Origin of the sequence: Bacteroides sp. AM23-12 (assembly GCF_003434395.1) — a bacterium.
Classification (GTDB): Bacteria; Bacteroidota; Bacteroidia; order Bacteroidales; family Bacteroidaceae; genus Bacteroides; species Bacteroides thetaiotaomicron.
Genome location: NZ_QTLF01000009.1, coordinates 102,406 through 127,364, shown reverse-complemented (window position 1 = coordinate 127,364; position 24,959 = coordinate 102,406). Strand labels below are relative to the sequence as shown.

The following is a 24,959-nucleotide window of genomic DNA, read 5'->3' as shown; positions in this document are numbered from 1 at the left end:
AACTTGGATACCGTTTATAATAAACGTGCGATAAGTTTATTATAAACAGAATCCGTGTTTATTAAAGGCCGTTTTTGTTTTTGTAAAGATATAAGGATGCGGTTTCGAATGAAAACTGACTATCGGAAACTATATAGAATGAAATGGTAATTATATGTAACAATTACTTTTGGGGATCATATTCTCGGAAGGCTTAATTCTACTTCTTAATTAAAAACTTTGGATATTAGTTTTTAGATTAGACTGAAAAGGTAAGGAGAACCGGACAGTAATTTCTATCTTTGTGCATACATTAAATCGTTAGCAAATATATGAAAAACGACAAACTCCAAAGTAGTATGAAAACAATAAAAAACACGTTTTTTCTAGGCATAGTCTGTGCCGCCAGTGTTGTTTCTTCAGTAGCTCATGAACTCGAAGCAAATGAGAAATACCCCGGGAAGTCGGTGAAGGCACAGACAAGAAAAGAGATTGTTACGTTCTTTTCTGAATCTCTTTCCGGTAAGACAACCACTTTTGACGCAGGAAAACCGTTGAAACTGTCAGAAGTAGAACACTATCGTGATGTCGTATGGCAGTTGTGGAAAGAGGCAAATGATGGTTTTAAAGAAGAAAAATTAATAGCTTTGGATACACTCTCATCCGCTTCTACCGGCTATTGGGAACTTCCTGATAGTTTGGAACCAAATGCAGTGATGCCCTATTACTGGGGAATGAAAGGGACAGATGAAACAGGAAATGAACTTCCATTATTCCTCTATCTGCATGGTTCGGGACCCAAAGAGCGGGAATGGAGTACCGGATTGAATATTTGCCGGAATTTTGATGATGCTCCTTCCGTTTACTTTATTCCACAGATTCCGAACGAAGGCGAGTACTATCGTTGGTGGCAGAAAGCTAAACAGTTTGCCTGGGAGAAATTGCTGCGACAATCCTTACTCTTGGGAAAGATTGATCCCAACAGAGTGTATGTTTTTGGAATCTCGGAAGGCGGATATGGCAGTCAGCGTCTGGCCTCATTTTATGCTGATTATTGGGCTGCTGCGGGACCGATGGCAGGAGGGGAACCTTTAAAGAATGCTCCTGCGGAGAATTGTAGTAATATTGCTTTTTCTTTGCGGACAGGAGATAAGGATACCGGATTCTACCGGAATACACTGACCGGATATGTACGGGAAGCATTCGATAGTTTGGCGCATCAGCATCCCGGCTATTTCACTCACAAGATAGAACTGATTCCCGGAATGGGGCATAGTATTGATTATCGTCCGACGACTCCCTGGCTGAAGCAATATGTCCGTAATCCTTATCCCAAATATGTAAGCTGGGAGAATTTTGAAATGGACGGACTCTACCGGAAAGGATTTTATAATCTGTATGTGAAGGAAAGATCCGATGAAGAGGGGAAGTCGCGTACTTATTATGAAATGAGTATTTCGGGAAATCATATTTCATTGAAAGTCGATGATGTTGTTTATGAAGCCACGGAGAAGGATCAACGATGGGGAATAGAGATGAAGTTTGCGAAGAAATATGCGCAGGCGCATAAAGGGAAAGTGGTCATTTATCTCTGCGACGAGCTGGTCGATTTAACTGAAAAGGTGACTCTGACGGTGAATGGCAAAAAGGTTTTCGAGGGAAAAGTAAAGGCTGATTTGAAGAATATGGTTAATAGCTGTGCGGTGTTCTTCGATCCGCAACGACTTTATCCGGCAGCTATCGAGGTAGAATTAAAATAGATGAGATTGCTCAAAAAAAGTATCCCCGGTCGTATATCCAAGAATTACTCTTGTGTACGACCGGGGATACGTATTTATCATAAATTATAAATGGCGTTCCGGATACATTTCCTTCCACCATTCCGGCTGATCCTGTAGCCAACGGGCAAACCATGCCATGATGGAATTATGCCATTTGATTCGCTTGTCATAATCGGAGATGAAATGGTTTTCTCCGTCTACGGTCACGAACTCTACAGTCTTGCCAAGTATCTTCAATGCGTTGAAAAGCTGGATACTTTCACCGATAGGCACATTGGTATCTACCGTACCGTGTAGCAGCAGTAACGGAGTGTTTATCTTGTCGGCGTTGAACAGGGAGCCTTGTTTGGTGAACAAGTCCGGGTCCTTCCACGGGTAACTGTCGGCTGCGGCGATGGCATTGTAGGAATAACCCCAGTAACCTTCACCCCAGTAGCTGGTCACGTCACTGATTCCGGCGTGCGATACGGCAGCGGCGAAAATATCCGTCTGCGTCTGTAAATACTGCGTCATGAATCCGCCATAAGAAGCACCGAGACATCCGATTTTCTTTTCATCCACAAACGGATGCTCTTTGCAGAACTGCTTCGTGCCTTCGATGATGTCATCTGCTGTACGTTTGCCCCACGCATTGACGTGGCGGGCGGAGAATTCCTGTCCGAAGCCAATCGTTCCGCTAGGCTGGATGACGTAGACCACATAGTCACGTGAAGCGAATAATTGTGCGCAATACGGATTACTGATTCCGCGGGTAGTCGGAGTCGTACCGCCATAGTAATATACAATCATCGGATATTTCTTGTTCGGATCAAAATTCGGAGGCAGGCACATCTTGCCAGTGATGACAGTTCCGTCGGAAGCGGTAAAGTTCCACGGCTCTGTTTTGCCTAATTCTATTTTCTCCAGAATCGGTTTCATCGGGTCGGCAAGCAGGCTGGAAGTCTTTTTCTTCATGTCATAGAGATAGGCCACTCCGGCGTTGTAGTCCGATTGACCGATGTAAGCTGCGATGCCCGGATTGTATTCGGACAAAGCGAAAGCGCTGGTAACATCCGTTTCGAGGTTCAGCTTCTCAAATTTTCCGTCCTTCGGAGAATAACGATAGATGTTTTTGCAATCGCCATCGTCCGTATTGAAATAGATGCACCCATCGCCATGATTCCATTGCAGAGGGCTGACTGTCGGATGAAAGTCTTTGGTAATCGGTTGTATCTTGCGGGTACTCAGATCCATAATAAAGGCCTGAGTATCGAAATCATTGGCAATAGGGTGATTGCCACAATTCTTTCCGATGCCGCCGAACGCTTCGGGGCTGCCGGTCAGCAATAGCTGCTTGCCGTCAGGAGAGTAGCCCGCACCTCCGATAAAGCGGTCTTCATAGAAAAGAGTATCCACTTTCAACGTTTCCAAATCTACTTGGTAAAGTGAGGACAGAGAGAACGGACGTTGAGTGATGTTTTCTTTGGATGTACTGTATAACATGTATTTTCCGTCCGGAGAAATATCTTGCAGATATGTGCTGTGGTTGCCATAGGTCAGGCGCTCGGAGACACCGTCGGCCAGGTTGTATTTCGCAAGGAAACTCCGTCCGCGGGAATTGGGAATACGGTCTGCAGGACTTACGATGCGGCGGAGAGGACCATCTTCTTTGACTCCTTCTTCGCGGGGATAGTAAATCAGAAAATCTTCGTTGGGCGACCATCTGAAACTCTGTTCGGGAATACTTTGCAAAATCGTTTCTTCGCGGAGTGTGGCAGGATCGAGGGTGATTACGTCATTTCCTGTCAGGGCAGTTACCGTGTAGTATAACTTGTCACTTTTAGGCATCCAGCTCATGCCGTCTCTGAGATTGGTCAGGAGTACTTTTCCGCTCTTTAGTTCCGTCAGTTCGCAATAAGTGCGTGAGCGTTTGGCGGCGTGGTTATCCCAATAACGGGTCAGCAGATACTTTCCGCTGGGAGAGATGGAAACAGAGATGGCACGGTTGCCATAAACTGTATTGTCGAGAGAAAAACGCTTCTTTGCTTCCGGATCTAGATTGCAGGCGATATCCTTGAATTTCTCGTCTTTGATCAGTTCGCATTTCAGCGTTGGAGCCGCTTTGTCGTCGGAAGCAGAAAGCAGTTTGATGATTATCTCGTAATCCCGCTCCGGTTCAAGGCTGAGAGCGATGTCACGTGATGAGCCGGAGGTGATGCTGTCTTCTGCCGCATCTTTTACTTGCTTGGAGGCTCCGTCAATGAAGACTTCCCAGCGGACGGGGGAGGTGATTTTCAACTTCCCTTTCAGGAAACGTTCTGCACGAATCTGAGTCTTAACCAGATAAAGTTTATTGTCTTTATCTGCTTTCTCGAAGCTGAGATACCCCGCTGTGTCCGCAGTGAGCGACTGCATCGGTGCATCCGGCAAATGTAGTACGACCGGGGTCTGGAGTAACATCTTTTTGGTGTGTTTTTCTCCTTTAGGATTGATGCTGTCGTTCATAATGGGGGTACGAACGCTGATGGCATTCCGGACTTTGTACTGTGTCAGTCGGTCTTGTGCTTGCATAGTAACACCGGTTGCCAGAAAGATGGCCAAAGCCATAGTTCTCTTTTTCATTTGTTTATGTCTAAAGTTAATAAATATTTGATTGCGTGACTAATATAAGACAAATGCTTGAAGTCTGCAAGGTTCTGTTCTTTTTATTTTAATATTCTATTTGATTAAGTATCCCGTTAAGGAAAGCGATAGCTACTCCGTAATTTGTCATCGGTACATTTTGTAACCTTGCTCTTTCGATGCGGTTCAGCACATATTTGCGGTTGAACATACAAGCGCCGCAATGGATTACCAAAGAATAAGGAGTAAGGTCCTGCGGGAAATCAGTTCCCGCCACGATATCTATCGATAACTTTTCTCCAATCCGCTTTCTTAACAGATGCGGAAGTTTTACTCTCCCGATGTCTTCGGATAGAGGGGCGTGTGTGCAGGCTTCGGCTATCAGTACACGGGAAGATTCTGTCAGACTTCCGATGGCTGAGGCACTTTTCACATAGTACCGGATATCTCCTTTATAACCTGCAAAAAGAACAGAAAAAGAGGTCAGTCTGCTTTCTTCAGGCTTTTGCTCGTAGACTGTTTTAAAGACTTGTGAGTCTGTAATAATCAGTTTAGGAGGGCGGGAGAGGGCTTGCAACGTTTCCTGTAACTTATCTGTGGTGCAGCTCATGATCAGACATTTCTTGTCGAGCAATTCCCGCATTGTCTGTACTTGTGGCAAAATAAGCCTCCCTTTGGGGGCTTGAATATCTTGTGGCATGACCAGCAAGACAAGATCTCCTTCCGTTACCAGGCTGCCTGTGATACTTTGCTGATCGAAATCTTCCGGCAACTTTTCCAGAATGGCTTGTCGTATCAGTTCGACGCCTGTCTTCTCTTTGGCACTGACAGGAATCGGCTGGCTTCCAAAAGTCTCCTTTATCCGGATGGCAAGGGATGCGGTGTTCTTCCGTATATCTGCCTTGTTGATGAGCAGAATGGTCGGGATGTTTTTTGCCTTGAGTTGTTCCAGCCAATGAAGTTCTTCGGTAAAGTCCGGTTCTCCGGTTTCCTCGGCAGAGCCACCACCTGCACAAAGCAGAAGGGCGATATCGGTTTTCTCTACGGCTTTCCATGTGCGTTCGATACGCCTGTTTCCTAGTTCACCTTCATCGTCAAATCCCGGAGTATCAATGAACAGGCAAGGACCGATACCGTGAATTTCCATTGCTTTCTGCACGGAGTCGGTCGTTGTTCCGGGAGTATCGGAAACAAGAGCGGTATCCTGTCCGGTCAGTGCATTGATCAGGGAGGATTTTCCGCTGTTACGCTTTCCGAAGAGGGCGATGTGGAGCCGGTTGGCATTGGGGGTGTGGACTAAATTCATAAATCAAGCAATTGTTGTAACGTTAATTATCCGCATGGAAACTTGGCAGGGGCACCTTGCCCCTTAAAATCTGAAATCTCTTTTTCCTTCCGCAATATCTTTTAAGTTCCGGATGGCTATTTCTCTGATTTTGGGATTCGGAATCCGGTCGGTCTCTTTGGCTATCAGCTTCATACCTTTGATTCGGGTGTCTTCCGACGCATAATCTTCGAGGTATTCTTTCAGAGTCATTAATGCATTGGGGCCGCAGCAGTTGGCTATCTGTCCCGATTTGACTAAGGACATAAATCGGTCCCCGGTGCGTCCTTCCCGATAGCAAGCGGTGCAGAAGCTGGGGATATATCCTGATTCGAGCAGCCAGTTGACCACTTCGTCCAGTGTCCGGGTGTCGCTTACATCAAATTGTGCGGAGTTATCTTCCGGAAGTTCCGTTTCCGCATAGCCGCCTACGCTGGTGCGGGAGCCGCCGCTGATTTGTGAGATACCGAGTTCAAGTACTTTTTCGCGGGACTCCTGTGATTCACGTGTGGATATAATCATGCCGGTGTAAGGAACCGCTATCCGGATGACAGCAACAATCTTGCTGAATATATCATCGGAAATCGCATTGGGAAAATCCCCCGCATCGATGTCGTCCGCCGAACAGATGCGCGGTACGCTGATAGTGTGCGGACCCACACCGAAACGGGCTTCCAGATGTTCTGCGTGCATCAGTAATCCTACGAAGTCATAGCGATAGGTATTCAGTCCGAAGAGTACTCCCATTCCTACATCGTCTATGCCGCCTTCCATGGCGCGGTCCATTGCTTCGGTATGATAAGCATAGTTACTTTTCGGTCCGGTGGGGTGGAGAGCTTCGTAGTTCTTTTTGTGATAAGTTTCCTGAAATAGGATATACGTGCCGATGCCGGCATCTTTCAACCGGCGATAGTTCTCGACGGTAGTGGCGGCGATATTTACGTTTACACGGCGGATAGCCCCATTCTTGTGTCTGATACTATAAATGGTCCGGATGGATTCCAGTATATACTCCAGTGAGTTGAGAGTCGGATGTTCGCCGGCTTCAAGTGCCAGACGTTTATGCCCCATATCCTGCAAAGCGATTACTTCCTTGCGTATTTCTTCCTGCGTCAGTTTCTTGCGGGCGATTGTTTTGTTTTTGGCATGATAAGGGCAATATACGCATCCGTTTACGCAATAGTTCGACAGGTAAAGCGGTGCGAACATAACGATACGGTTGCCGTAAAACTTCTGTTTGATTTCTTTGGCGAGATGGAAGATTCGTTCTATCAGGTCAGGTTGGTCGCATTCCAGCAGGGTAGCTGCTTCACGGTGCGTCAGTCCCTTGCAAAGAGCGGCTTTTTCGATCAGCTGTTCTATGAATGCGCGGTTGTCTTTGTGACTCCATGCATATTCAAGAGTTTCCAGAATCTCTTCATGATGAATGAATTCTTCTGCTTGGGGTGAATCTACTTTATACATTTCTTTATTGTTTGTAATCGCCTCTGGAGAAGGAGATTTGATAACCGATCTTTTCCAGCTGCTGTTGCAATATGTTGAGTCCTTCCGCAGATTCCGCTCCGAGGGAGGCTTTGTTATTATACAGATTGTACTTTTTGCGTTCTTCCTGTGGCGACAAATTGGGCATGACAACATTGGCGCCTGCCAGTATTCCCTGTTCCCGGCCGTCGGGAGTGAGGGTAGCCAGTGCCGTAGTTGCCGGAATCAGCGCCGACGGATGCATCAGACGGAAGATGGATAATAAAAGGAGCGTCCGTTCCACGGTTCCGCTGGGGGACTGGGCAAAAGGTGTGTCGCGATGAGACAGGAAGGGGCCGATACCAATCATTTCGGGGCGAAGCTGTTCGATAAACAGAATATCCTGAATCAGGTGTTCTATCGTCTGTCCCGGACTGCCGACCATTATTCCGGTGCCTGTCTGATAGCCGATGTCCTTTAAATCCCGTAAGCATTGCAGACGATGCTCGCATGACATACCGGCAGGGTGCAGTTGTTGATAATGTTCTTTGTCATAAGTCTCGTGACGCAGCAGATAGCGGTTGGCGCCTGCCTGAAAGAAACGTTCGTATGCTTCCCGTGACTTTTCACCGAGTGACAGTGTTATGGCGCAATCGGGATAACTCCGGCGAATCGTTGAGACTATATCCTCTATCCGTTCCTCTGTCAGTGCGGGGTCTTCTCCTCCTTGCAGCACAAAGGTACGGAAGCCGAGTCCATACCCTTGCTTGCAGCAATTCAGTATATTTTCTGTGGATAACCGATAACGTTCCAGATTCGGATTCCCTTTCCGGATACCGCAGTAATAGCAGTTATTTCGACAACAGTTACTGACTTCAATCAGTCCGCGAATAAAAATCCGGTTTCCGAAATGACGGAGACTGACTTCTTGCGCCTGTTTATTGATATAGCGCAATGATTCTCCGTCACATTCGGTCAGCAGTTGCCGGAATTCTTCCGGTCGGAGTGTCCTTTCTTCTCGCAGTTTATCTATCCATTGTCTCATAGCTTTCTTTCCGCTTGAGCAGCTCTTGTGCTAATTGACGACGTCCTGAAACAATGTCGTTGTGCGTACTCGGTCCGGTGATACAGCCACCTTCGCAAGCCATCACTTCGATAAACTGTCCCGCTGCTTTTCCTGTTTTGGCACAGGCACGCAGCAAGGCTATATTTTTTTTGTTGATATCCGACACTTGGATAGCATTGATCTTGTCCGCTTCTTCTTTCAGATATGCTTTTACGGCTCCCATCACACCACCGGCTTGTGCAAAACCATGTGCTTCGCGGACGGAAGTATGCAGTATAGAGAAAGAATTCACCTGTTCCAGCTGAATGTCCATTCCATCCAAGATAGAACCTACTTCCTCGAATGTCAGGATATAGTCTACAGCATCGTCACGGCGTACCTCTTTTCGTTTGGCTACGCATGGACCGACAAATACAATCTTCGCATCCGGATGTTTCTCTTTGGCGATTCGTGCCGCATAATACATCGGTGATCCTGTGGTAGAAACATACGGTTTCATTTCCGTCATGTGCTTTTCTACCAGTTCAATGTAAGAAGGACAGCAGGAAGTAGTCATGAATTTCTGACCTTCTTCCAGTTTTTCCAGCAGTTCGTGTGCCTCATTGCTGGTGGTCATCATGGCTCCTTCGGCTACTTCGATAATGTCGGTGAATCCTATTTCTTTAAAGGCGCCGTATACCTGTTCGATAGAAGTCTTGAACTGTCCGAGGATGGACGGAGCGATGATGGCTACCAATTTTTCTCCTTTCTTGATGTGTTGCAGTACATCAAAGGTTTGTGAAATCTCAAAGATAGCACCGAACGGGCAGGCATTCATACATTTTCCACAGTAGATGCACTTGCTTTCGTCAATATGTTCCACGCCATGCTCATCTTTGCTGATAGCTTTCACCGGACAGGATTCTTCGCAAGGAACAGGGATATATACAATCGCGTGATAAGGACAACTCTTATGGCAGATACCGCAACTGACGCAAGTATCATGATCAATCATTGCCTGACCGTTTTTCTTGAAACGTATTGCATCCTTAGGGCAATTCATATAGCAGCTGCGTGCCACACATCCCCGGCAAAGATTGGTGATTTCATAATTAATCTGTACGCAGGAAGAACAGGCTTCGTCAATGACACACATGATATTTTCCTTACTTGGTTCCGGGCGGTTCAATGCCATCCGTGCATATTCGGAGAGAGGAGTTACTTCGTCGTGTTCGTCCGTCATATCCAGTCCCATCAGCGGGAAGGTCTTGTATCTCCATACAGCACGTTCTTTATGTACGCAGCAACGCCCCAGCGGTTTTGATTTGCGCGGACTCAGCTCAATAGGGAGACGGTCAATTTTTTCTACTAACTGGTCGTTTTTCCAGAGTCTGACGAGATCAGCCAGCAATTTATGCCGGACAATCATAATATTATTAGTAAAAGCCATATAGTAATTAAAAGGGTTGTTAGTGGGTGCAAAGATAGTAACTAGTTTGCGGATAAACTAATAATCGTTAAATTGAATGTAGCAGATTGTTACATTAATATTTCCGGAAGGATAAAACAGCCTGTATGCAGGAGACTATTTCCCTCCGGTTGGTTAAATAAATTCAATATTTAAGGTTTTTGAAACATTCTTGTCAATTTTTTGTAGCATTTCGGTGTTATCTTTGTGAAACATAAAATAAGAGAGGAGAAGAGATATGAGTAGCAGTATGTTGGAACAAAGAAGTCGTTTTGCGATGATCGGTGCATTAATGATCATCATCAGCCTGATGTTTTGGTATTATATGGGGAGTTCGCTGGTTAGTGCTACAAAGAAGTACCTCGAGCAGGTACAGACAATAGAGATCACTTGCGAGTAAAAAACAGATATTTGTTTGTATAGAGCGATAGTTATCCGGCTAAAATCATTACTTTTGCCGCAAGCAAACCAAATAATGATGGAAGAGAAAGAGAAGGCCTGGAAAACAGTAAGTAGCAAATATCTGTTTCGCCGCCCGTGGTTGACAGTACGCTGCGAAGATATGCTATTGCCTAATGGAAACCACATCCCTGAATATTATATTCTTGAATATCCCGATTGGGTAAACACGATAGCAATAACCAAAGACGGCAAATTTGTATTTGTCCGTCAGTATCGTCCTGGATTGGGACGTACCTCTTATGAGCTCTGTGCCGGAGTTTGTGATAAAGAGGATGCTTCCCCATTAGTTTCCGCTCAGCGCGAACTGTGGGAAGAGACCGGATATGGAAAAGGAAACTGGCAGGAATACATGGTGATATCTGCCAATCCGAGTACGCATACTAACCTGACTCATTGCTTTCTAGCTACGGATGTCGAACCGATAGATCATCAACATCTGGAAGATACCGAAGATTTGTCTGTACATCTGCTGACTTTTGAAGAAGTGAAACAACTGCTGGAAAACAATGAGATCATGCAGTCACTCAACGCCGCCCCCTTATGGAAATATGTGGCTGAACATGCGGCAGACTTTGAACAGGAATCTGTCGAGAAGGTGGAACATGAAAAAACGGAAACCATCTCACACCGTATCAACGATTTGCTTTATTATCAGAACTCAATTTCACGATCTTTGTCCCGTTTTCTGAAAGATGAAGAAGTCGAGACAGGAATTTATGAGATATTAAAAGATATTTTGGCTTTTTATCGGGCGGGACGTGCCTATATTTTCGAGACGGACGAAGAAAATCATTTTTATAACTGTACCTATGAAGTTGTAGCGGAAGGAGTAAAAGCGGAAATAAATAAATTGCAGGAAATTCCGGTAGACTTCATGCCGTGGTGGACATCACAGATATTGGGCAAGAAGCCTATTTTATTTGAAACATTAAAGCCGATGCCTGGAATGGGGCAGGGTGAATATGAGGTGTTGTCCCGTCAGGGAATTAAGGCTTTGATGGCGACTCCATTGGTAGTTAATGATCATGTCTACGGATTTATGGGAGTAGATTTGGTGGATGGTTCCGCTTCATGGTCGGACGAAGATTATCGCTGGCTGTCTTCTTTGGCCAATGTAATCAGTATTTGCCTTGAACTACGTAGAGCGAAAGAGAAAGTAATCTTCGAACAAGCAGCTTTGGCACGCAGTGAAAGACTCTTCAAAAACATCTTTGCCAATATTCCTGCCGGGGTGGAGATTTACGATAAAGAGGGGAATCTGGTGGATTTGAACGAGAGGGATATGGATATTCTGGGAATTTCAGATAAGTCGGAGGTGATCGGACTCAATTTCTTTGAAAACCCGAATGTGGATGCCCAGATACTTGAGAGTATACGCAAGAGCAGTATTACGGATTTTCGTGCCCGTTATTCGTTCGAATGTGCCCGCCACACGGGGTATTATCGTCCATTGAAAGCCGGTGTCATCGAACTTTATACAAAAGTCCGCAAATTATATGATAATCATGGTAACCTTACCGGATATATCCTTATTAATATGGATAATACGGAGCGTATTGATGCCTTGAAGCGTATTTCTGATTTTGAGAATCTGTTTCTTCTTATATCTGATTATGCCAAGGTGGGATATGCCAAACTCAATCTGCTGAATCGTCAGGGCTATGCCATCAAGCAATGGTTCAAGAATATGGGAGAGGATGAGAATACACCTCTTTCCGATGTAGTCGGTGTTTACTCCAAAATGCATCCGGATGACCGTTCCCGTATGCTTGCTTTTTTTGAAGAAGCAAAGAAAGGGAAAGCAAAAGCCTTCAAAGGTGAGATGCGTATTTTGCGTCCCGGTACGAAGAATGAATGGAACTGGGTGCGTACCAATGTAGTGCTGAATCTCTATGAGCCGGAAAAAGGCCAAGTGGAATTGATTGGAGTCAACTACGATATCACTGCCTTGAAAGAAACGGAAGCCAAACTGATAGAGGCAAAAGAGAAAGCCGAAGAATCCGACCGGTTGAAGTCTGCTTTCCTTGCCAATATGAGTCATGAGATACGCACTCCGCTGAATGCCATAGTCGGTTTTTCCAGCCTGATGGTGGATACGGAGGATATGGAGGAAAGACGGCAGTACATGGATATTGTGGAAGAAAACAATGACCTGTTATTACAATTGATTTCAGATATTCTTGACTTATCGAAGATTGAGGCGGGAACATTCGATTTCACCGAACGTGAGTTGGACGTAAATCTGCTTTGTGAAGATATTGTTCTCGCTATGAGAATGAAGGCCAGGCCGAACGTGGAAATCCTTTTTGACCGCCATCTGCCGGAATGTCGCATCATGAGTGACCGCAATCGTTTACATCAGGTTATTTCTAACTTTGTAAACAATGCGATTAAATTCACGGAAGAAGGAAATATACGGGTAGGCTATGATCAGCTTGATGAGGCTCATCTGCGTTTCTACGTTGCCGATACAGGCATTGGCATTGAGCCGGAAATGCAGAACGAGATTTTTGAGCGTTTCGTCAAACTGAATTCCTTTGTACATGGCACAGGACTCGGACTTTCCATTTGCCGCAGTATTGTGGAACAACTGGGTGGCGAGATTGGCGTAGATAGCGAACCGGAGAAAGGGTCTTGCTTCTGGTTTACCCTGCCGATAAAGTAAAGTCGTTATTCCTTTGTGCGGTTAGTCCGTGCAACTCTTTCTGATAAAGGCTGTTTAGAGTGCCGGCATGGGGACACTGACATTTTTTAAGATGTCGCTTTGAGCCAGATAGCTGCTATTATTGGCATAGATAAACATAACACTGCCATCTTTAATTGTATTAATGATGGGCTTGGCTAGTTTTGTCGGGAGGGCAGGACATCCCAGACTTCTCCCCAAACGTCCCGAGGCGGCTACTGTCGGATTGGCGTATGAAGCCCCGTGCACGACGATGGAACGTTCTTTTGCTTTGTCATTGATTCCTTTTTCGAGTCCGTTTAGGATGAGTGAGTAGCCGTTTCCGCCTTGGTAAGTGTTTTCAGTGAGATAAAATCCCAATGAACTTTTATAAGAGCCGTTTTGGTTGGAAAAAGAAGTGGCATAGTTCCCTCCACTGTTTCGTCCGTGTGAGACTACTGATGAAAACAGCAGTTGTTTCTTCTCCATATCGAAGACAAAAAAACGTTTTTCGGTAGACGGCTTTGAGAAGTCAATCAGCGTCAGAATCGGTTTACTCTTCTCCTTGATGCGGTTGTAACCGGCGACAGCCTGACGGAATGCAATGAAATTGACAATTCCACCCAACTCCATTTCTTCAAAGAGTTGTTCGCCGGCAGCTAATTCGGACACAGGAGTCGGAGAGTCAGATGCAGGAACGGCCATTGTGTCGACTGAAACATGGCTGAATGGAATGAAAAGGAATGATAAAAATAATATAACTTTCTGAAGCATAGGGCTTAAGCTTGAAATAAAATCGCGGTAAAGATAGGGATTTTTATTCCAAAACAAAAATAATCGTCTCATTAACAGGTGCCCAGTCGAAAATAAATTTGGCATGGGAAGTTGCGTTCCGTACACACATATGTGATCGGGGAGTGGTTCCCAGTGACCAGCTGTATTCTATCTGTGTCTTTCGGGGCTCATTGACAGGTACTCCGTGAATGTAGGCCCCGTCCGTGAAGCGGCTGGCGTAAGGCGCATAACCTCCTGTCTCTTTCGAGCCGTCTTTCAGAAATATCATTTTCACCTTCTTTTCCTGCAGTACGAACATTCCTAAAGGGGTTTCCTGCGCATACGGCGGTCGGTGAAGTCCGGTAGTAGAAGGGTTCATACTGCGTACTACCCATTTCCCTTTTTCCGTGCGTTCCAGTGCGGTAATATTCTGATTATGGCGGTCCACAAAGATGGCTTTATTGAAAACCACCGTATCTCCGATCACTTTGACATACTTTTTAGGAATCATCCATTCGCCTTCTGTAAATATCGGTTCTGCTTTGACAAAGTTTTCTCCGTCTTCGATGAAACGCGTCAGTTCACCATCCTGCCCGTAGCGTTCGGGGATTACCGTATCCGTCAGCAGATAAAGCGGGACAGACTGGTATCGTTCTACCCCAAGCGTGTCCGCTACCCGTCCGTAGGCATTTCTTTTGAAGTTTTTCACCAATGGAGCTTCACCGTTTCTGTTCTTGTAATTCTGGAGGATAGCCCATTGAGACGGCTGTATTTGTATATTTTCGAGCAAAGCAAGCTGTTCCTTTATTTTCTCCCATTGGAAACTGCGGGTCGTATCTTTATAAGGATATGTATCTTCCAGCGTGTACTTATCATACAGCAGCTCTTTGGTGATTTGAATTTCTTCCGGAGTAATCTTTTTGACGACGGGTTCTGCCACAGTTTTCGCAATTGTATCCTGTGCCAGCGAATCGACCTGCAAAGTTTTATCAGAAGATTTTTGTCCTGTACGTGAAGTGCAGGAACAGAGTACGCAAAAAGCGATGGATATGCCAAAACTTATTTTATTCATATAATCTATACAGTTCATCTTGGGGTTCGTTTACGAATATACGTTATTATAAGGAATAATCCGCTTCTATTGTTTAAAAAGTGTGGAACAAATATGCTTTTTTGCCATTAATAACCTGTTGTCAGTCATTTTGTCAGTCAATTTCTGCCAAACAATCATTATTTTGCTTTGGCATACTTTTCGCAACTGATTTAGCGTCTTCTTCAAGAAGAGGACAAATCATGAATATAATGTATAACAAATAAAATCAAAAAAAAGAACTATGAACATTAAACCATTAGCAGACAGAGTGCTTATCCTCCCTGCACCTGCAGAAGAAAAAACAATTGGTGGTATCATTATTCCTGATACAGCAAAAGAAAAACCTTTGAAGGGTGAAGTTGTGGCAGTTGGTCACGGAACGAAAGACGAAGAAATGGTATTGAAAGTAGGCGATACAGTTCTTTATGGCAAGTATGCCGGAACAGAACTTGAAGTAGAAGGCACTAAATACCTTATCATGCGTCAGAGCGATGTTCTCGCTATCCTGGGTTAATTCAAAATTCTAAATTTATCATATTAAAATAAATAAGATATCATTATGGCAAAAGAAATATTATTCAATATCGATGCCCGCGACCAATTGAAAAAAGGTGTCGATGCATTGGCAAATGCAGTAAAAGTAACTCTTGGCCCGAAAGGACGTAACGTTATCATCGAAAAGAAATTCGGTGCTCCGCACATCACAAAAGACGGTGTGACAGTAGCAAAGGAGATCGAATTGGCAGACGCTTACCAAAATACCGGTGCACAACTGGTGAAAGAAGTCGCTTCTAAGACTGGTGACGATGCAGGTGACGGTACAACTACTGCAACTGTTTTGGCTCAGGCTATCGTAGCTGAAGGTTTGAAGAATGTGACTGCCGGTGCAAGCCCGATGGATATCAAACGTGGTATTGACAAGGCTGTTGCCAAAGTGGTAGAATCAATCAAGGCACAAGCTGAAACTGTAGGTGACAACTACGACAAGATCGAACAGGTTGCTACTGTATCTGCTAACAATGATCCGGTAATCGGTAAATTGATTGCTGACGCTATGCGTAAAGTTTCTAAGGACGGTGTAATCACTATCGAAGAAGCTAAAGGTACTGACACTACTATCGGTGTAGTAGAAGGTATGCAGTTCGACCGCGGTTATCTGTCTGCTTATTTCGTTACTAATACGGAAAAGATGGAATGTGAGATGGAGAAACCTTACATTCTGATCTACGACAAGAAGATTTCTAATCTGAAAGATTTCTTGCCTATCCTCGAACCGGCTGTTCAGACAGGTCGTCCTCTGTTGGTTATCGCAGAAGATGTGGATAGCGAAGCGTTGACTACATTGGTAGTAAACCGTCTGCGTTCTCAGCTGAAGATTTGTGCTGTGAAGGCTCCGGGCTTCGGCGACCGTCGTAAAGAAATGCTGGAAGATATCGCTATCCTGACAGGTGGTGTGGTAATCAGCGAGGAAAAAGGTCTGAAACTGGAACAGGCTACAATCGAAATGCTCGGTACTGCTGACAAGGTAACAGTATCTAAAGATTATACAACAATCGTAAACGGTGCCGGTGTGAAAGAAAACATCAAGGAACGTTGCGATCAGATCAAGGCTCAGATCGTTGCTACTAAATCAGATTACGACCGTGAGAAATTGCAGGAACGTCTGGCTAAATTGTCAGGTGGTGTAGCAGTTCTCTATGTAGGTGCTGCTTCTGAAGTAGAAATGAAAGAAAAGAAAGACCGTGTAGACGATGCATTGCGTGCAACTCGTGCTGCTATCGAAGAAGGTATCATTCCGGGTGGTGGCGTTGCTTACATCCGTGCTATCGATTCTCTTGAAGGCATGAAGGGGGACAATGCGGATGAAACAACAGGTATCGGTATCATCAAACGTGCTATCGAAGAACCGCTTCGCGAAATTGTTGCCAATGCAGGCAAGGAAGGTGCAGTAGTTGTTCAGAAAGTACGTGAAGGTAAAGGTGACTTCGGTTATAATGCTCGTACGGATGTTTACGAAAATCTGCATGCTGCCGGTGTAGTAGATCCTGCTAAAGTAGCTCGTGTGGCTCTTGAAAATGCAGCTTCTATCGCAGGTATGTTCCTGACTACAGAATGTGTGATCGTGGAAAAGAAAGAAGATAAACCAGAAATGCCGATGGGCGCTCCGGGAATGGGCGGCATGGGCGGAATGATGTAATTCTTCCTTTCCGGACATAAAAATAAGGTATGGAACCGCTTTCCCTGTGGGGGAGGCGGTTCTTTTCTTACGTAATGAATTATTTAGCTTCGTTTATAATATTCTTCGCTTTCCTTTCATAAAGCAATGCTTTGGATATCCAAAAGCTATGCTTTATGGTTGCTAAAGCATAGCTTTAAGCTGCCATACGGGAGATGTTATAAATATTATTTTCACCTTCACTTTACCTTCGAAATCCTTTATTTATCGGTGATATCGGGTGAAGGACTAGTTATTCACTCTTTGAACTGAAAATGACATTCGTTCATGAAAGTATTATTCATTTTGCTATAAGCTAATTTATTTTTGCTATAATGATATTTGCATTAGCTATAACCTTAATGGAAAGATGCTAATAGATTATTTTTTTCTTCTCAATGTTTGTTTTAAACATCCTATTGATTGTTTTTAAATATCCTATTGATTGTATGTAAATGAGTGGTCGATTGTATCTGACTTGTCTGAAGAGAGAGGTGAAGGTACCTCCTTTCACCCGCTATCATTGATGAATAAAGGGTTTCAAAGAAAAGGTGAAGGGTGAAGCCCTTGTTTGATCATTCTAAACTCTCCTCCTTCCTGAAGGAGGGGAATTTAGTTACTTTTGACACATCTTCTTTCTATAACTGGATAATGTTTAACCAGTCCAAATTTTTTTGGGGCACTTCACTTTCGGACACCCTCTTTTTGTATATTATCATTTGCCTCTGTACGGCTTAATCTGCCGGAAATCCTTGTCATACAGCCCTACCAGTAAACTCTGTCCTTTATTATCTACTCTCAATCCACCATAGGCGGCACGATTATAGACAGAATCCTGTCCTTCTTCAAAAAAGAAGGATTCGGCACCGAGGAATAACCTGCCATTTATTGTTTTATATTTCAGGACGATCTCATTTTCATTTACTGGTTCAAGGGATTCCTGAAGACGTATTATTTCTCCGACGTGATTCTTGTCAAGCTTGAGCACAGCATAACTGCGTTTAGCTTTCTGTCTGTTTATCAACTCGGAATTTGCTTCTTTATAGTTAAGTCTCATATAATCTCCTTGCATCAGCGAACGGGGATCGACAGGAGCCAGTTGCAATAATACGAGTTGTCCCTCTTTCAGCGTCTGTTCTTTCTGATAAACAGACCAGTTAAAATATCCCAGAAGAAGAATTAAATTAGCGATAATCAGTATTCGGCTATATTTTTTCATGTCTTGTCTTTTTTTGAGTGAAAATATACCAGGCTATGAGCAATGCGATTCCCGTAAAGAACAGGGTGATCGATTTCGTCAGCAAGGTGATATCCAGATCATAGTAATATTTGGATATGGAATAGATGAAGAGGAGGAGCGCAACTGCGGACTCAGCTTTATAACCGTACTGAAAACATATCAGTATCAGCAGGATACTGCCCGATAGATAAGGGGCATGCAGACTGGGAAAGCAGATCAGGATACAAAGAAGATAGATGCACACCTGATGTACCGGACTCTTAACCTGCATCACCTGCACGATTTTATAAACCATCAGAAGGATACCCACCAACATGAAAACAGATATGATCCAGTCATTTGTGCTTTTTGTCAAGTAATTGACAGACAACCCGGCCAATGAAAGGACACAAGATACGAACAGACCGGAATGAATAGGTTTATATTTAGACAAATCCCCGTTCGTATAGCTGAGTATTTTTGTCTCAGATAGATTGACGAATAAGAAAATTGCTATAATAGGCACGGCAGCCACATTCAGCGGATTCAGTGAAGAGAATAAATTCGTTATCTCTCCGAACAGTGCCATATAGAATGAGATTACCGAAAGGAAGGTCAGGATGAACCCTTTGGATAACAGCATCGTTACTACACTGATCCCTATCAGTACAATAAAGAGGACATCCATGTTTCTATTCATTCCATAACCGGCTAATATACATCCGGCTATGTAGCATGTAATATTCATCGCATCCAGAAAAGGTTTGGTCAGGAGGCGATTGACAAATAAAGTAGTAATGATCAGGATACTTCCTGCAATCAGGCAGGATGTTTCGGACCGGAGAATGGAGGAAAGTACAAGAAATCCCAGAAAGAAGATAGCGGTCAGCACTCCTCCGATAATTGAAAGGACTTCGATTGTCAGGTTACTCTTCTGTGCCATACCATTGTTTTTTTAGGTGAAGGATTGCATAAATCAATAAAGTGGTACCGGTGATAACAATAATTCCTGAGAGGAGGAATATGTTGACGTCCCTAAGGTTACTGTGACAGATAAACAGGGATAGTAAAATCATCAGTATGGCAAAAGGAATGGCGGAAAGATAGAATAAATTCCTTTGTCTCCATCCGAACCATAACCCTGCCGAGAACAGCAGAACGGTACTTGCGAGCGGAATGGATACGATTGCATCCTTTTCGCAGATTACTGCCATCATAAGATAAGTCACATGCACAATGGTCGCCAGAGAAAGCAGGCTGACAAACCAACGGTTTTGTCGGCTGAGGGTACCTTTGATACTCATCCATTCTGTGACGACCGTTGCCGAAGCGCAAATCCAGGTTACTGCACTGGTCAGTAAAGTGACTGCCCATTGGTTATCCGGCACTATTTGCATAGCGTATAGCCATATGGTAGTACAGAGCAGTCCGATAAACGTCAGCCAGAGCGGAGTGAAACGGATGGCGAATGCCCAGAGGATGGTGAACAGTGTCCAGCCCAGAAATAAGTCATACGCATCAGCGCCTGTCTGATAGATTTGTCCGAATACGGCAAAGAGTGTACCCACAAGGAATGTGGCTCCGGTGAGGATTATCTGTTTGATAAGTATATTCCATCGGGTAAATACTGTTAGCAGAACAGATGCAACAAGCAATGTTTGTACGATTCCCAGTTTGGCGAATTTGGGAAGATCTTCCCAGTTATAGGCGAAGAAAAAGATAATTCCTGCTACCGTAAAACCAACGCCTGCTGCTAACAGAAAAATAGAAAGAAATTGTTTCCATTGTTTTTTATCGGCATACATCGGTTGCCTGAATAGGAGTGAAGAGTCCGGTTTTTCCATGTACTTTTCTTTTTTGATGATTACAAACATAAGAAAATAAAATGATTATCTTTCGGTTGGATATATAAAAAAGGCAGAATCTGATTCATTGTTAGTCTGTAATGAGATCAGATTATACCTTTCTGAAGATAATCATCTTGTCTGTGTGCAAGGATAAATATCGTTGAAGAAGGAACTGTCAGAAGACTTCCCGTATATGTTTATAATTCGAATTAATAGTATCGATCACTTCCTGTGAGCGTCCGTTAATCAACAGTTTATACATGGACTGGGCGAAGCCTACCATCTGCCCCAACTCTATCTTAGGAGGCATGGCAAGAGCGTTCGGATCGGTCATGATATTTACCAGTACCGGACCATCCAGTTCGAATGCATTTAATAAAGTAGTCAGTACTTCTTCCGGATTGCTGACATTGAAGCCTGTCATTCCCATTGCTTCGGCTACTTGCGCGAAGTCCGGATTCAGCATATTTGTCTGCCAGTCCGGCAGGCCGTCTACTTCCATTTCCAGTTTTACCATTCCCAGGGAGCGGTTATTGAAGACAATGATCTTAATCGGTAACTTATATTGAACAACGGTCTCCAGATCTCCTAAAGTCATCGACAGACCTCCGTCACCACAGAGCGCCACTACCTGACGGTCGGGGTAGGCCAGTGCTGCCCCGATGGCCTGTGGTAAAGCATTTGCCATAGAACCATGATTGAAAGAACCCAGCATATGCCGCTTTCCCGTAGCTTGCAGATAACGTGCACCCCATACACAAGTCATTCCGGTATCTACGGTGAATATTGCATCGTCCGATGCCAGTTTATCAATCTCGGACATCACATATTCCGGATGGATTTTGTTTATATCTCCTTTATTTTCCGTATAGGCTGCCAGGTCTTTCTTTACTCCTTCATATCTTTTCAGTTGTTTCAGCAGGAAAGTATCATCAGTTTTGGGGTCCAGCATACGCAATAATGCCTGAATAGTCATTCTTACATCTCCGCAAAGTCCGATATCCACTTTGGCACGGCGTCCGAGCCGTTCGGGTTTGATATCTATCTGTGCTATCTTGATGTCATCGGGCAGGAAAGCGGAATAAGGAAAGTCTGTGCCGAGCATAAGAAGTACTTCGGCTTCGTGCATACTGTAATATCCGGAAGGCATTCCCAACAGTCCGGTCATTCCGACTTCATAAGGGTTCTCATATTGTACTTCCATTTTTCCTTTGAAAGTATATACCACAGGAGCATTCAGCTTCTCGGAAAGCGCGATCACTTCCTCATGTGCTCCCCGACAGCCGATGCCGCAGAAAAGAGTAATGCGTTTATGATGGTTCAGCAACTCCGCCAATTGTACCAAGTCTTCTTCCGCCGGACAGACTTCAGGCGGAGCCGGATAATTCTTTACCGAAGATTCGACAGAAACTGAAGATGCTTTGGCCAGGTCTCCCGGTAAGCCTACAACAGCTACCCCTTTTCGGGTAATGGCTGTCTGAATGGCTGATTGAAGCATACGCGGGAATTGTCCCGGAGTAGTTGCCACTTCATTATAGTAGCTGCAATCATTAAAGAGTTTTATAGTATTGGCCTCCTGAAAATATTCAGTCCCGAATTCTCCGCTGGGGATGGTGGAAGCGATGGCAATGACCGGTGCTCCTGAGCGTTGTGCATCATATAGCCCATTGATGAGGTGAACATGACCCGGTCCGCTACTGCCTGCGCAGCATCCTATCCGTCCGGTCAGTTGAGCTTCGGCTGCTGCGGCATAGGCTCCGGTTTCTTCATGCCGTACATGTATCCATTGTATCTTATTGTTTTTTCTGACAGCTTCGTTTACTTCATTTAAACTATCGCCAGTCACGGCATAGATGCGCTCTACGCCCGATTCAACTAATGTATCGATCAGTTGTTCTGCTATTTTTTTTGCCATATTTCTAATAGGTTTAGGATTGATTCTTAATGTAATAACAGATGTATGCCAAGAAAAGTTCTGTTTTAACATATGCTAATAAGTCCGTTGTGTCGGTACACATCGCAGGTTTTATGTTAAAAATAATTTTGTAACAACTTTTTAGCATCGGGGAGGGAACAATTGTGATATCCATTTGTTATCTTTATAGGCGAAATCTTAACCTAATGTTTATAACCTCTTAATAGCTGTAGAAAATGGATAGAAAGCAAATCGGTGTGTATGCTGGTAAAGTCTGGCAACTGCTGAGCAACAATGAGAAATGGGGCTATGGTACCTTAAAGAGAAAGTCCGGGTTGAAGGATAAAGAATTGGGTGCCGCTCTGGGCTGGTTATCGAAAGAGAATAAGATAGAGTTCGATCAGTGTGATGAGGAACTTTATGTATATCTCTGCGTAAATGTTTATATTGGATGAAAGAATGTCTGATGTTTTAATGAGAACAGATTAAATCCCCGAAGTTACATCTTTGTAGATGAGGCTTCGGGGATTTTGGTATTTTATTCCTTCTCTTTCTTCTGTATTTTCATTTCGATGAGGAAAGCTGCCAGCAGCCCTGCGCCACCGAAAAGAAGTACGCATGCGCCATACACGACACTTGCCTGACGTTCCACGTCCCAGTTTCTGGAAGCGGTGTATCCCGGAAATGAGTTGATGCAGATAAAGAAGGCGACCAGTAGACCTAATCCTATTCCAAGCATCAGCAGACCGCTTTTTAAAGAACCGAAGGTAAATCGGGAGCGGGAGTAATTAAGGTTGAGGGATAAGTTACTGTTGATTTCTCCTGTGTTGACTCTGTCAGCCAGCTTTTCAATCATGGTTATCCGCTCTTTCTTACATACAAAAAGTTCAAATAATTTGTAGATTCCTAATGTAATAGTACCTACGACCAAGGGAATGGTGATAAAATCCATCATAATTATACTGTTTTTAAGTGAATATTTTCGTTCTTTGTATCGTTTGACGCAGTGGACGGAAAAAGGTTACACTGAAAAGCGGATAATTTATAATCCTGTATTTTTCCTTTCCCGGACTGTAACCTTTTGTAACGGGCAGCGTCTAAAGAGTCAAGATGGAACAGAAAGACGAATCATACTATATCGAACGCATACTGGATGGAGAGACGGAATACTTTTCCGTATTTCTTGACCGCTACAGTCGTCCGTTGTATACGTTGGTGGTGCAGATCGTCGGTTGTCCCGAAGATGCGGAGGAGCTGCTTCAGGATATTTTTCTGAAAGCTTTCCGCAACTTGAATCGTTATAAAGGCGAGTGCCGTTTTTCTACATGGATTTATCGCATCGCTTACAATACCGCTATCTCGGCTACCCGGAAAAAGAAACAGGAGTTTCTTTATATAGAAGAGAATACGATTAACAATGTACCCGATGAGATGGCGGACAATGTGCTTGCTCCGGCAGAAACCGAAGAACAATTGGTTCGTTTGGGGATGGCGATAGATCAGTTGAGCGGGGAAGAGAAAGCATTGATTACTTTGTTTTATTATGAAGAAAAGTCAATGGAAGAGATCGGTGAGGTACTGAAACTTTCGATCAGTAATGTGAAAGTACGGCTTCATCGTACCCGGAAAAAGATTTGTGTATTGATGAATAATAAATAGAAGAGAGGATATGGAAGAGGAAAGAAAGATAAACGAGAATACGGGCAATATGCTGAAACAAGCATTGGAACGGAGGCAAACGGAACGACTGTCTTCCAATTTTTCGTATCGGATGATGGAGCGTGTTCATCAGGAGGCTGAGAAGCAGACGAAGCGGAAAACGAGAGTCGGTTGGGCAGCTTTGCTGATATCGGCTTTGGCGTTGGTAGGGCTGGGTGTCTATGTGCTGACTTTCTATCTGGAATTTAACTTTGCCGATGTGATGCCGCAAATGAATGTCCGGCAGGATTCTTCTTTGTTTGGATTTTATGTCTATATCGCACTCCTTGCATTGGTCTTGCTCGGATTAGATTATTGGCTGCGCAAGAAGTATATCTGGAAATAATTCTGTTACTTTGCATGACAATTAAAACAATGTGAAGAAACAAGAAGAAACAATGAGAAGTTTTGCCTCTGATAATAATTCCGGTGTGCATCCGTTGGTGATGGAAGCATTGAGCTGGGCCAACGCAGATCATGCGTTGGGTTATGGTGATGATCAATGGACGGAAGAAGCCGTAGCCAAGATAAAAGAAACCTTTACACCGGACTGTGTTCCCCTGTTTGTATTCAATGGCACGGGCAGCAATGTGGTGGCTTTACAAGTAATGACGCGTCCGTATCATTCAATCTTCTGTGCGGAAACTGCCCATATTTATGTAGACGAGTGCGGCTCTCCCGTGAAAATGACAGGTTGTCAGATCCGGCCGATTGCCACCTCCGACGGTAAGTTGACTCCCGAACTGATGCAGCCTTATCTGCACGGCTTCGGCGACCAGCATCATTCGCAACCCCGTGCGCTTTACATCTCCCAATGCACCGAACTCGGAACGATTTATACACCCGAAGAACTGAAACGTCTGACTGACTTTGCCCATCTGAACGGTATGTATGTCCACATGGACGGAGCAAGGATTGCCAATGCCTGTGCCGCCCTTCATCTTTCGCTCAAAGAGCTGACTGTAGACTGTGGAATTGACATTCTTAGTTTCGGCGGAACAAAAAATGGACTGATGATGGGGGAATGTGTGATTATATTTAATAAGGACCTGCAACGGGAAGCCCGTTTTGTCCGGAAGCAATCTGCCCAACTGGCTTCCAAGATGCGTTACCTTTCTTGTCAGTTCACTGCCTATCTGACGAATGACCTGTGGCTGAAGAATGCTGCTCATGCTAATGCTATGGCAGGTAAGCTTTATCAGGCGCTTAAAGAGTTGCCGGAAGTCACCTTTACTCAGAAGCCGGAGAGTAACCAGTTATTTCTGACTATGCCCCGTCCGGCTATCGACCGAATGCTGGAATTTTATTTCTTCTATTTCTGGAATGAAGCGAATAACGAAATCCGCCTGGTGACTTCTTTTGACACTACAGAAGAAGATGTGAATCAATTTATTCGACTTTTGAGACGTTAAAGG

At 44.2% G+C, this 24,959-nt stretch carries 21 protein-coding genes; 9 read left to right on the top strand and 12 right to left on the bottom strand.

Translation table 11 applies throughout. The features are described from left to right. Positions 1–338: 338 nt before the first annotated feature. Positions 339–1,739 carry a hypothetical protein gene (locus DW640_RS10860; RefSeq protein ID WP_187323740.1) on the top strand — a complete coding sequence of 467 codons (1,401 nt, stop codon included), beginning with the start codon at positions 339–341 and terminating at the stop codon, positions 1,737–1,739. Positions 1,740–1,823: 84 nt separating this feature from the next. Here DW640_RS10860 and DW640_RS10855 read toward each other — a convergent pair whose 3' ends face one another. The 5 genes from DW640_RS10855 to DW640_RS10835 all read right to left on the bottom strand — a co-directional run bounded on the left by DW640_RS10855 (position 1,824) and on the right by DW640_RS10835 (position 9,641). Next, positions 1,824–4,361 carry a S9 family peptidase gene (locus DW640_RS10855; protein ID WP_032841442.1) on the bottom strand — a complete coding sequence of 846 codons (2,538 nt, stop codon included), beginning with the start codon at positions 4,359–4,361 and terminating at the stop codon, positions 1,824–1,826. Between the two features lie 88 nt (positions 4,362–4,449). Then, a complete protein-coding gene (gene hydF, locus DW640_RS10850) occupies positions 4,450–5,667 on the bottom strand; it encodes a [FeFe] hydrogenase H-cluster maturation GTPase HydF (protein WP_061473691.1) in 1,218 nt (405 codons plus the stop codon). 63 nt (positions 5,668–5,730) lie between these two features. Beyond that, positions 5,731–7,149 (bottom strand): [FeFe] hydrogenase H-cluster radical SAM maturase HydG, encoded by a 1,419-nt coding sequence (hydG, locus tag DW640_RS10845; RefSeq protein ID WP_011108015.1) that lies wholly within the window; start codon positions 7,147–7,149, stop codon positions 5,731–5,733. Between the two features lie 4 nt (positions 7,150–7,153). Further along, positions 7,154–8,191: a [FeFe] hydrogenase H-cluster radical SAM maturase HydE gene (gene hydE / locus DW640_RS10840; protein ID WP_011108014.1), complete on the bottom strand. Its 1,038-nt coding sequence runs from the start codon at positions 8,189–8,191 to the stop codon at positions 7,154–7,156. Then, positions 8,172–9,641, bottom strand: a complete 1,470-nt coding sequence (locus DW640_RS10835) for a 4Fe-4S dicluster domain-containing protein (RefSeq protein WP_008763223.1) — start codon at positions 9,639–9,641, stop codon at positions 8,172–8,174. The genes hydE and DW640_RS10835 overlap by 20 nt, the downstream gene beginning before the upstream one ends. A 268-nt stretch (positions 9,642–9,909) precedes the next feature. Between DW640_RS10835 and DW640_RS23730 the strand changes: the two genes are divergently transcribed. Together DW640_RS23730 and DW640_RS10830 are read left to right on the top strand one after the other, a co-directional pair. Next, positions 9,910–10,059 carry a hypothetical protein gene (locus DW640_RS23730; RefSeq protein WP_162303121.1) on the top strand — a complete coding sequence of 50 codons (150 nt, stop codon included), beginning with the start codon at positions 9,910–9,912 and terminating at the stop codon, positions 10,057–10,059. A gap of 75 nt (positions 10,060–10,134) precedes the next feature. Then, positions 10,135–12,786, top strand: a complete 2,652-nt coding sequence (locus DW640_RS10830; protein ID WP_233525437.1) for an ATP-binding protein — start codon at positions 10,135–10,137, stop codon at positions 12,784–12,786. Positions 12,787–12,840: 54 nt separating this feature from the next. On the opposite strand, the gene DW640_RS10825 is transcribed toward DW640_RS10830, so the two are convergent. Together DW640_RS10825 and DW640_RS10820 are read right to left on the bottom strand one after the other, a co-directional pair. Continuing rightward, entirely contained in the window at positions 12,841–13,557 is a 717-nt protein-coding gene (locus DW640_RS10825) for a murein L,D-transpeptidase catalytic domain family protein (protein ID WP_055221489.1), read from the bottom strand. A 43-nt stretch (positions 13,558–13,600) separates the two neighbouring features. After that, positions 13,601–14,647, bottom strand: coding sequence for a L,D-transpeptidase (locus DW640_RS10820; protein ID WP_117578095.1), 1,047 nt, complete (start codon positions 14,645–14,647; stop codon positions 13,601–13,603). Between the two features lie 244 nt (positions 14,648–14,891). On the opposite strand from DW640_RS10820, the gene DW640_RS10815 reads away from it, so the two are divergent. Both DW640_RS10815 and groL read left to right on the top strand, forming a co-directional pair. After that, positions 14,892–15,164 (top strand): co-chaperone GroES, encoded by a 273-nt coding sequence (locus DW640_RS10815; RefSeq protein ID WP_010539043.1) that lies wholly within the window; start codon positions 14,892–14,894, stop codon positions 15,162–15,164. A 45-nt stretch (positions 15,165–15,209) separates the two neighbouring features. After that, positions 15,210–16,847 carry a chaperonin GroEL gene (groL, locus tag DW640_RS10810; RefSeq protein ID WP_008763228.1) on the top strand — a complete coding sequence of 546 codons (1,638 nt, stop codon included), beginning with the start codon at positions 15,210–15,212 and terminating at the stop codon, positions 16,845–16,847. 733 nt (positions 16,848–17,580) lie between these two features. Here the strand turns inward: groL and DW640_RS10805 are convergent. The 4 genes from DW640_RS10805 to DW640_RS10790 all read right to left on the bottom strand — a co-directional run bounded on the left by DW640_RS10805 (position 17,581) and on the right by DW640_RS10790 (position 21,846). Beyond that, on the bottom strand, positions 17,581–18,084 hold the full coding sequence (locus tag DW640_RS10805) for a GDYXXLXY domain-containing protein (RefSeq protein WP_117578093.1): 504 nt from the start codon (positions 18,082–18,084) through the stop codon (positions 17,581–17,583). Beyond that, positions 18,071–19,027 carry a DUF4401 domain-containing protein gene (locus DW640_RS10800; RefSeq protein WP_008763233.1) on the bottom strand — a complete coding sequence of 319 codons (957 nt, stop codon included), beginning with the start codon at positions 19,025–19,027 and terminating at the stop codon, positions 18,071–18,073. Before DW640_RS10800 ends, DW640_RS10805 begins: the two co-directional genes overlap by 14 nt. After that, positions 19,011–19,928 (bottom strand): DUF2157 domain-containing protein, encoded by a 918-nt coding sequence (locus DW640_RS10795; RefSeq protein WP_117578114.1) that lies wholly within the window; start codon positions 19,926–19,928, stop codon positions 19,011–19,013. The genes DW640_RS10800 and DW640_RS10795 overlap by 17 nt, the downstream gene beginning before the upstream one ends. 178 nt (positions 19,929–20,106) lie before the next feature. Next, entirely contained in the window at positions 20,107–21,846 is a 1,740-nt protein-coding gene (locus DW640_RS10790; RefSeq protein WP_117578091.1) for a thiamine pyrophosphate-dependent enzyme, read from the bottom strand. 236 nt (positions 21,847–22,082) lie between these two features. On the opposite strand from DW640_RS10790, the gene DW640_RS10785 reads away from it, so the two are divergent. Then, positions 22,083–22,301 (top strand): winged helix-turn-helix domain-containing protein, encoded by a 219-nt coding sequence (locus DW640_RS10785; RefSeq protein WP_011108003.1) that lies wholly within the window; start codon positions 22,083–22,085, stop codon positions 22,299–22,301. 83 nt (positions 22,302–22,384) lie between these two features. Here DW640_RS10785 and DW640_RS10780 read toward each other — a convergent pair whose 3' ends face one another. Then, complete coding sequence (locus tag DW640_RS10780) at positions 22,385–22,801, bottom strand: DUF6249 domain-containing protein (protein ID WP_008763237.1); 417 nt, start codon at positions 22,799–22,801, stop codon at positions 22,385–22,387. 155 nt (positions 22,802–22,956) lie between these two features. On the opposite strand from DW640_RS10780, the gene DW640_RS10775 reads away from it, so the two are divergent. The 3 genes from DW640_RS10775 to DW640_RS10765 are packed head-to-tail and all read left to right on the top strand — an operon-like array spanning position 22,957 to position 24,956. Continuing rightward, positions 22,957–23,505 carry an RNA polymerase sigma factor gene (locus DW640_RS10775; protein WP_016266920.1) on the top strand — a complete coding sequence of 183 codons (549 nt, stop codon included), beginning with the start codon at positions 22,957–22,959 and terminating at the stop codon, positions 23,503–23,505. Positions 23,506–23,515: 10 nt separating this feature from the next. Next, on the top strand, positions 23,516–23,890 hold the full coding sequence (locus DW640_RS10770; RefSeq protein ID WP_008763239.1) for a hypothetical protein: 375 nt from the start codon (positions 23,516–23,518) through the stop codon (positions 23,888–23,890). Positions 23,891–23,942: 52 nt separating this feature from the next. Further along, on the top strand, positions 23,943–24,956 hold the full coding sequence (locus DW640_RS10765) for a low specificity L-threonine aldolase (RefSeq protein WP_117578089.1): 1,014 nt from the start codon (positions 23,943–23,945) through the stop codon (positions 24,954–24,956). Positions 24,957–24,959: the final 3 nt, after the last annotated feature.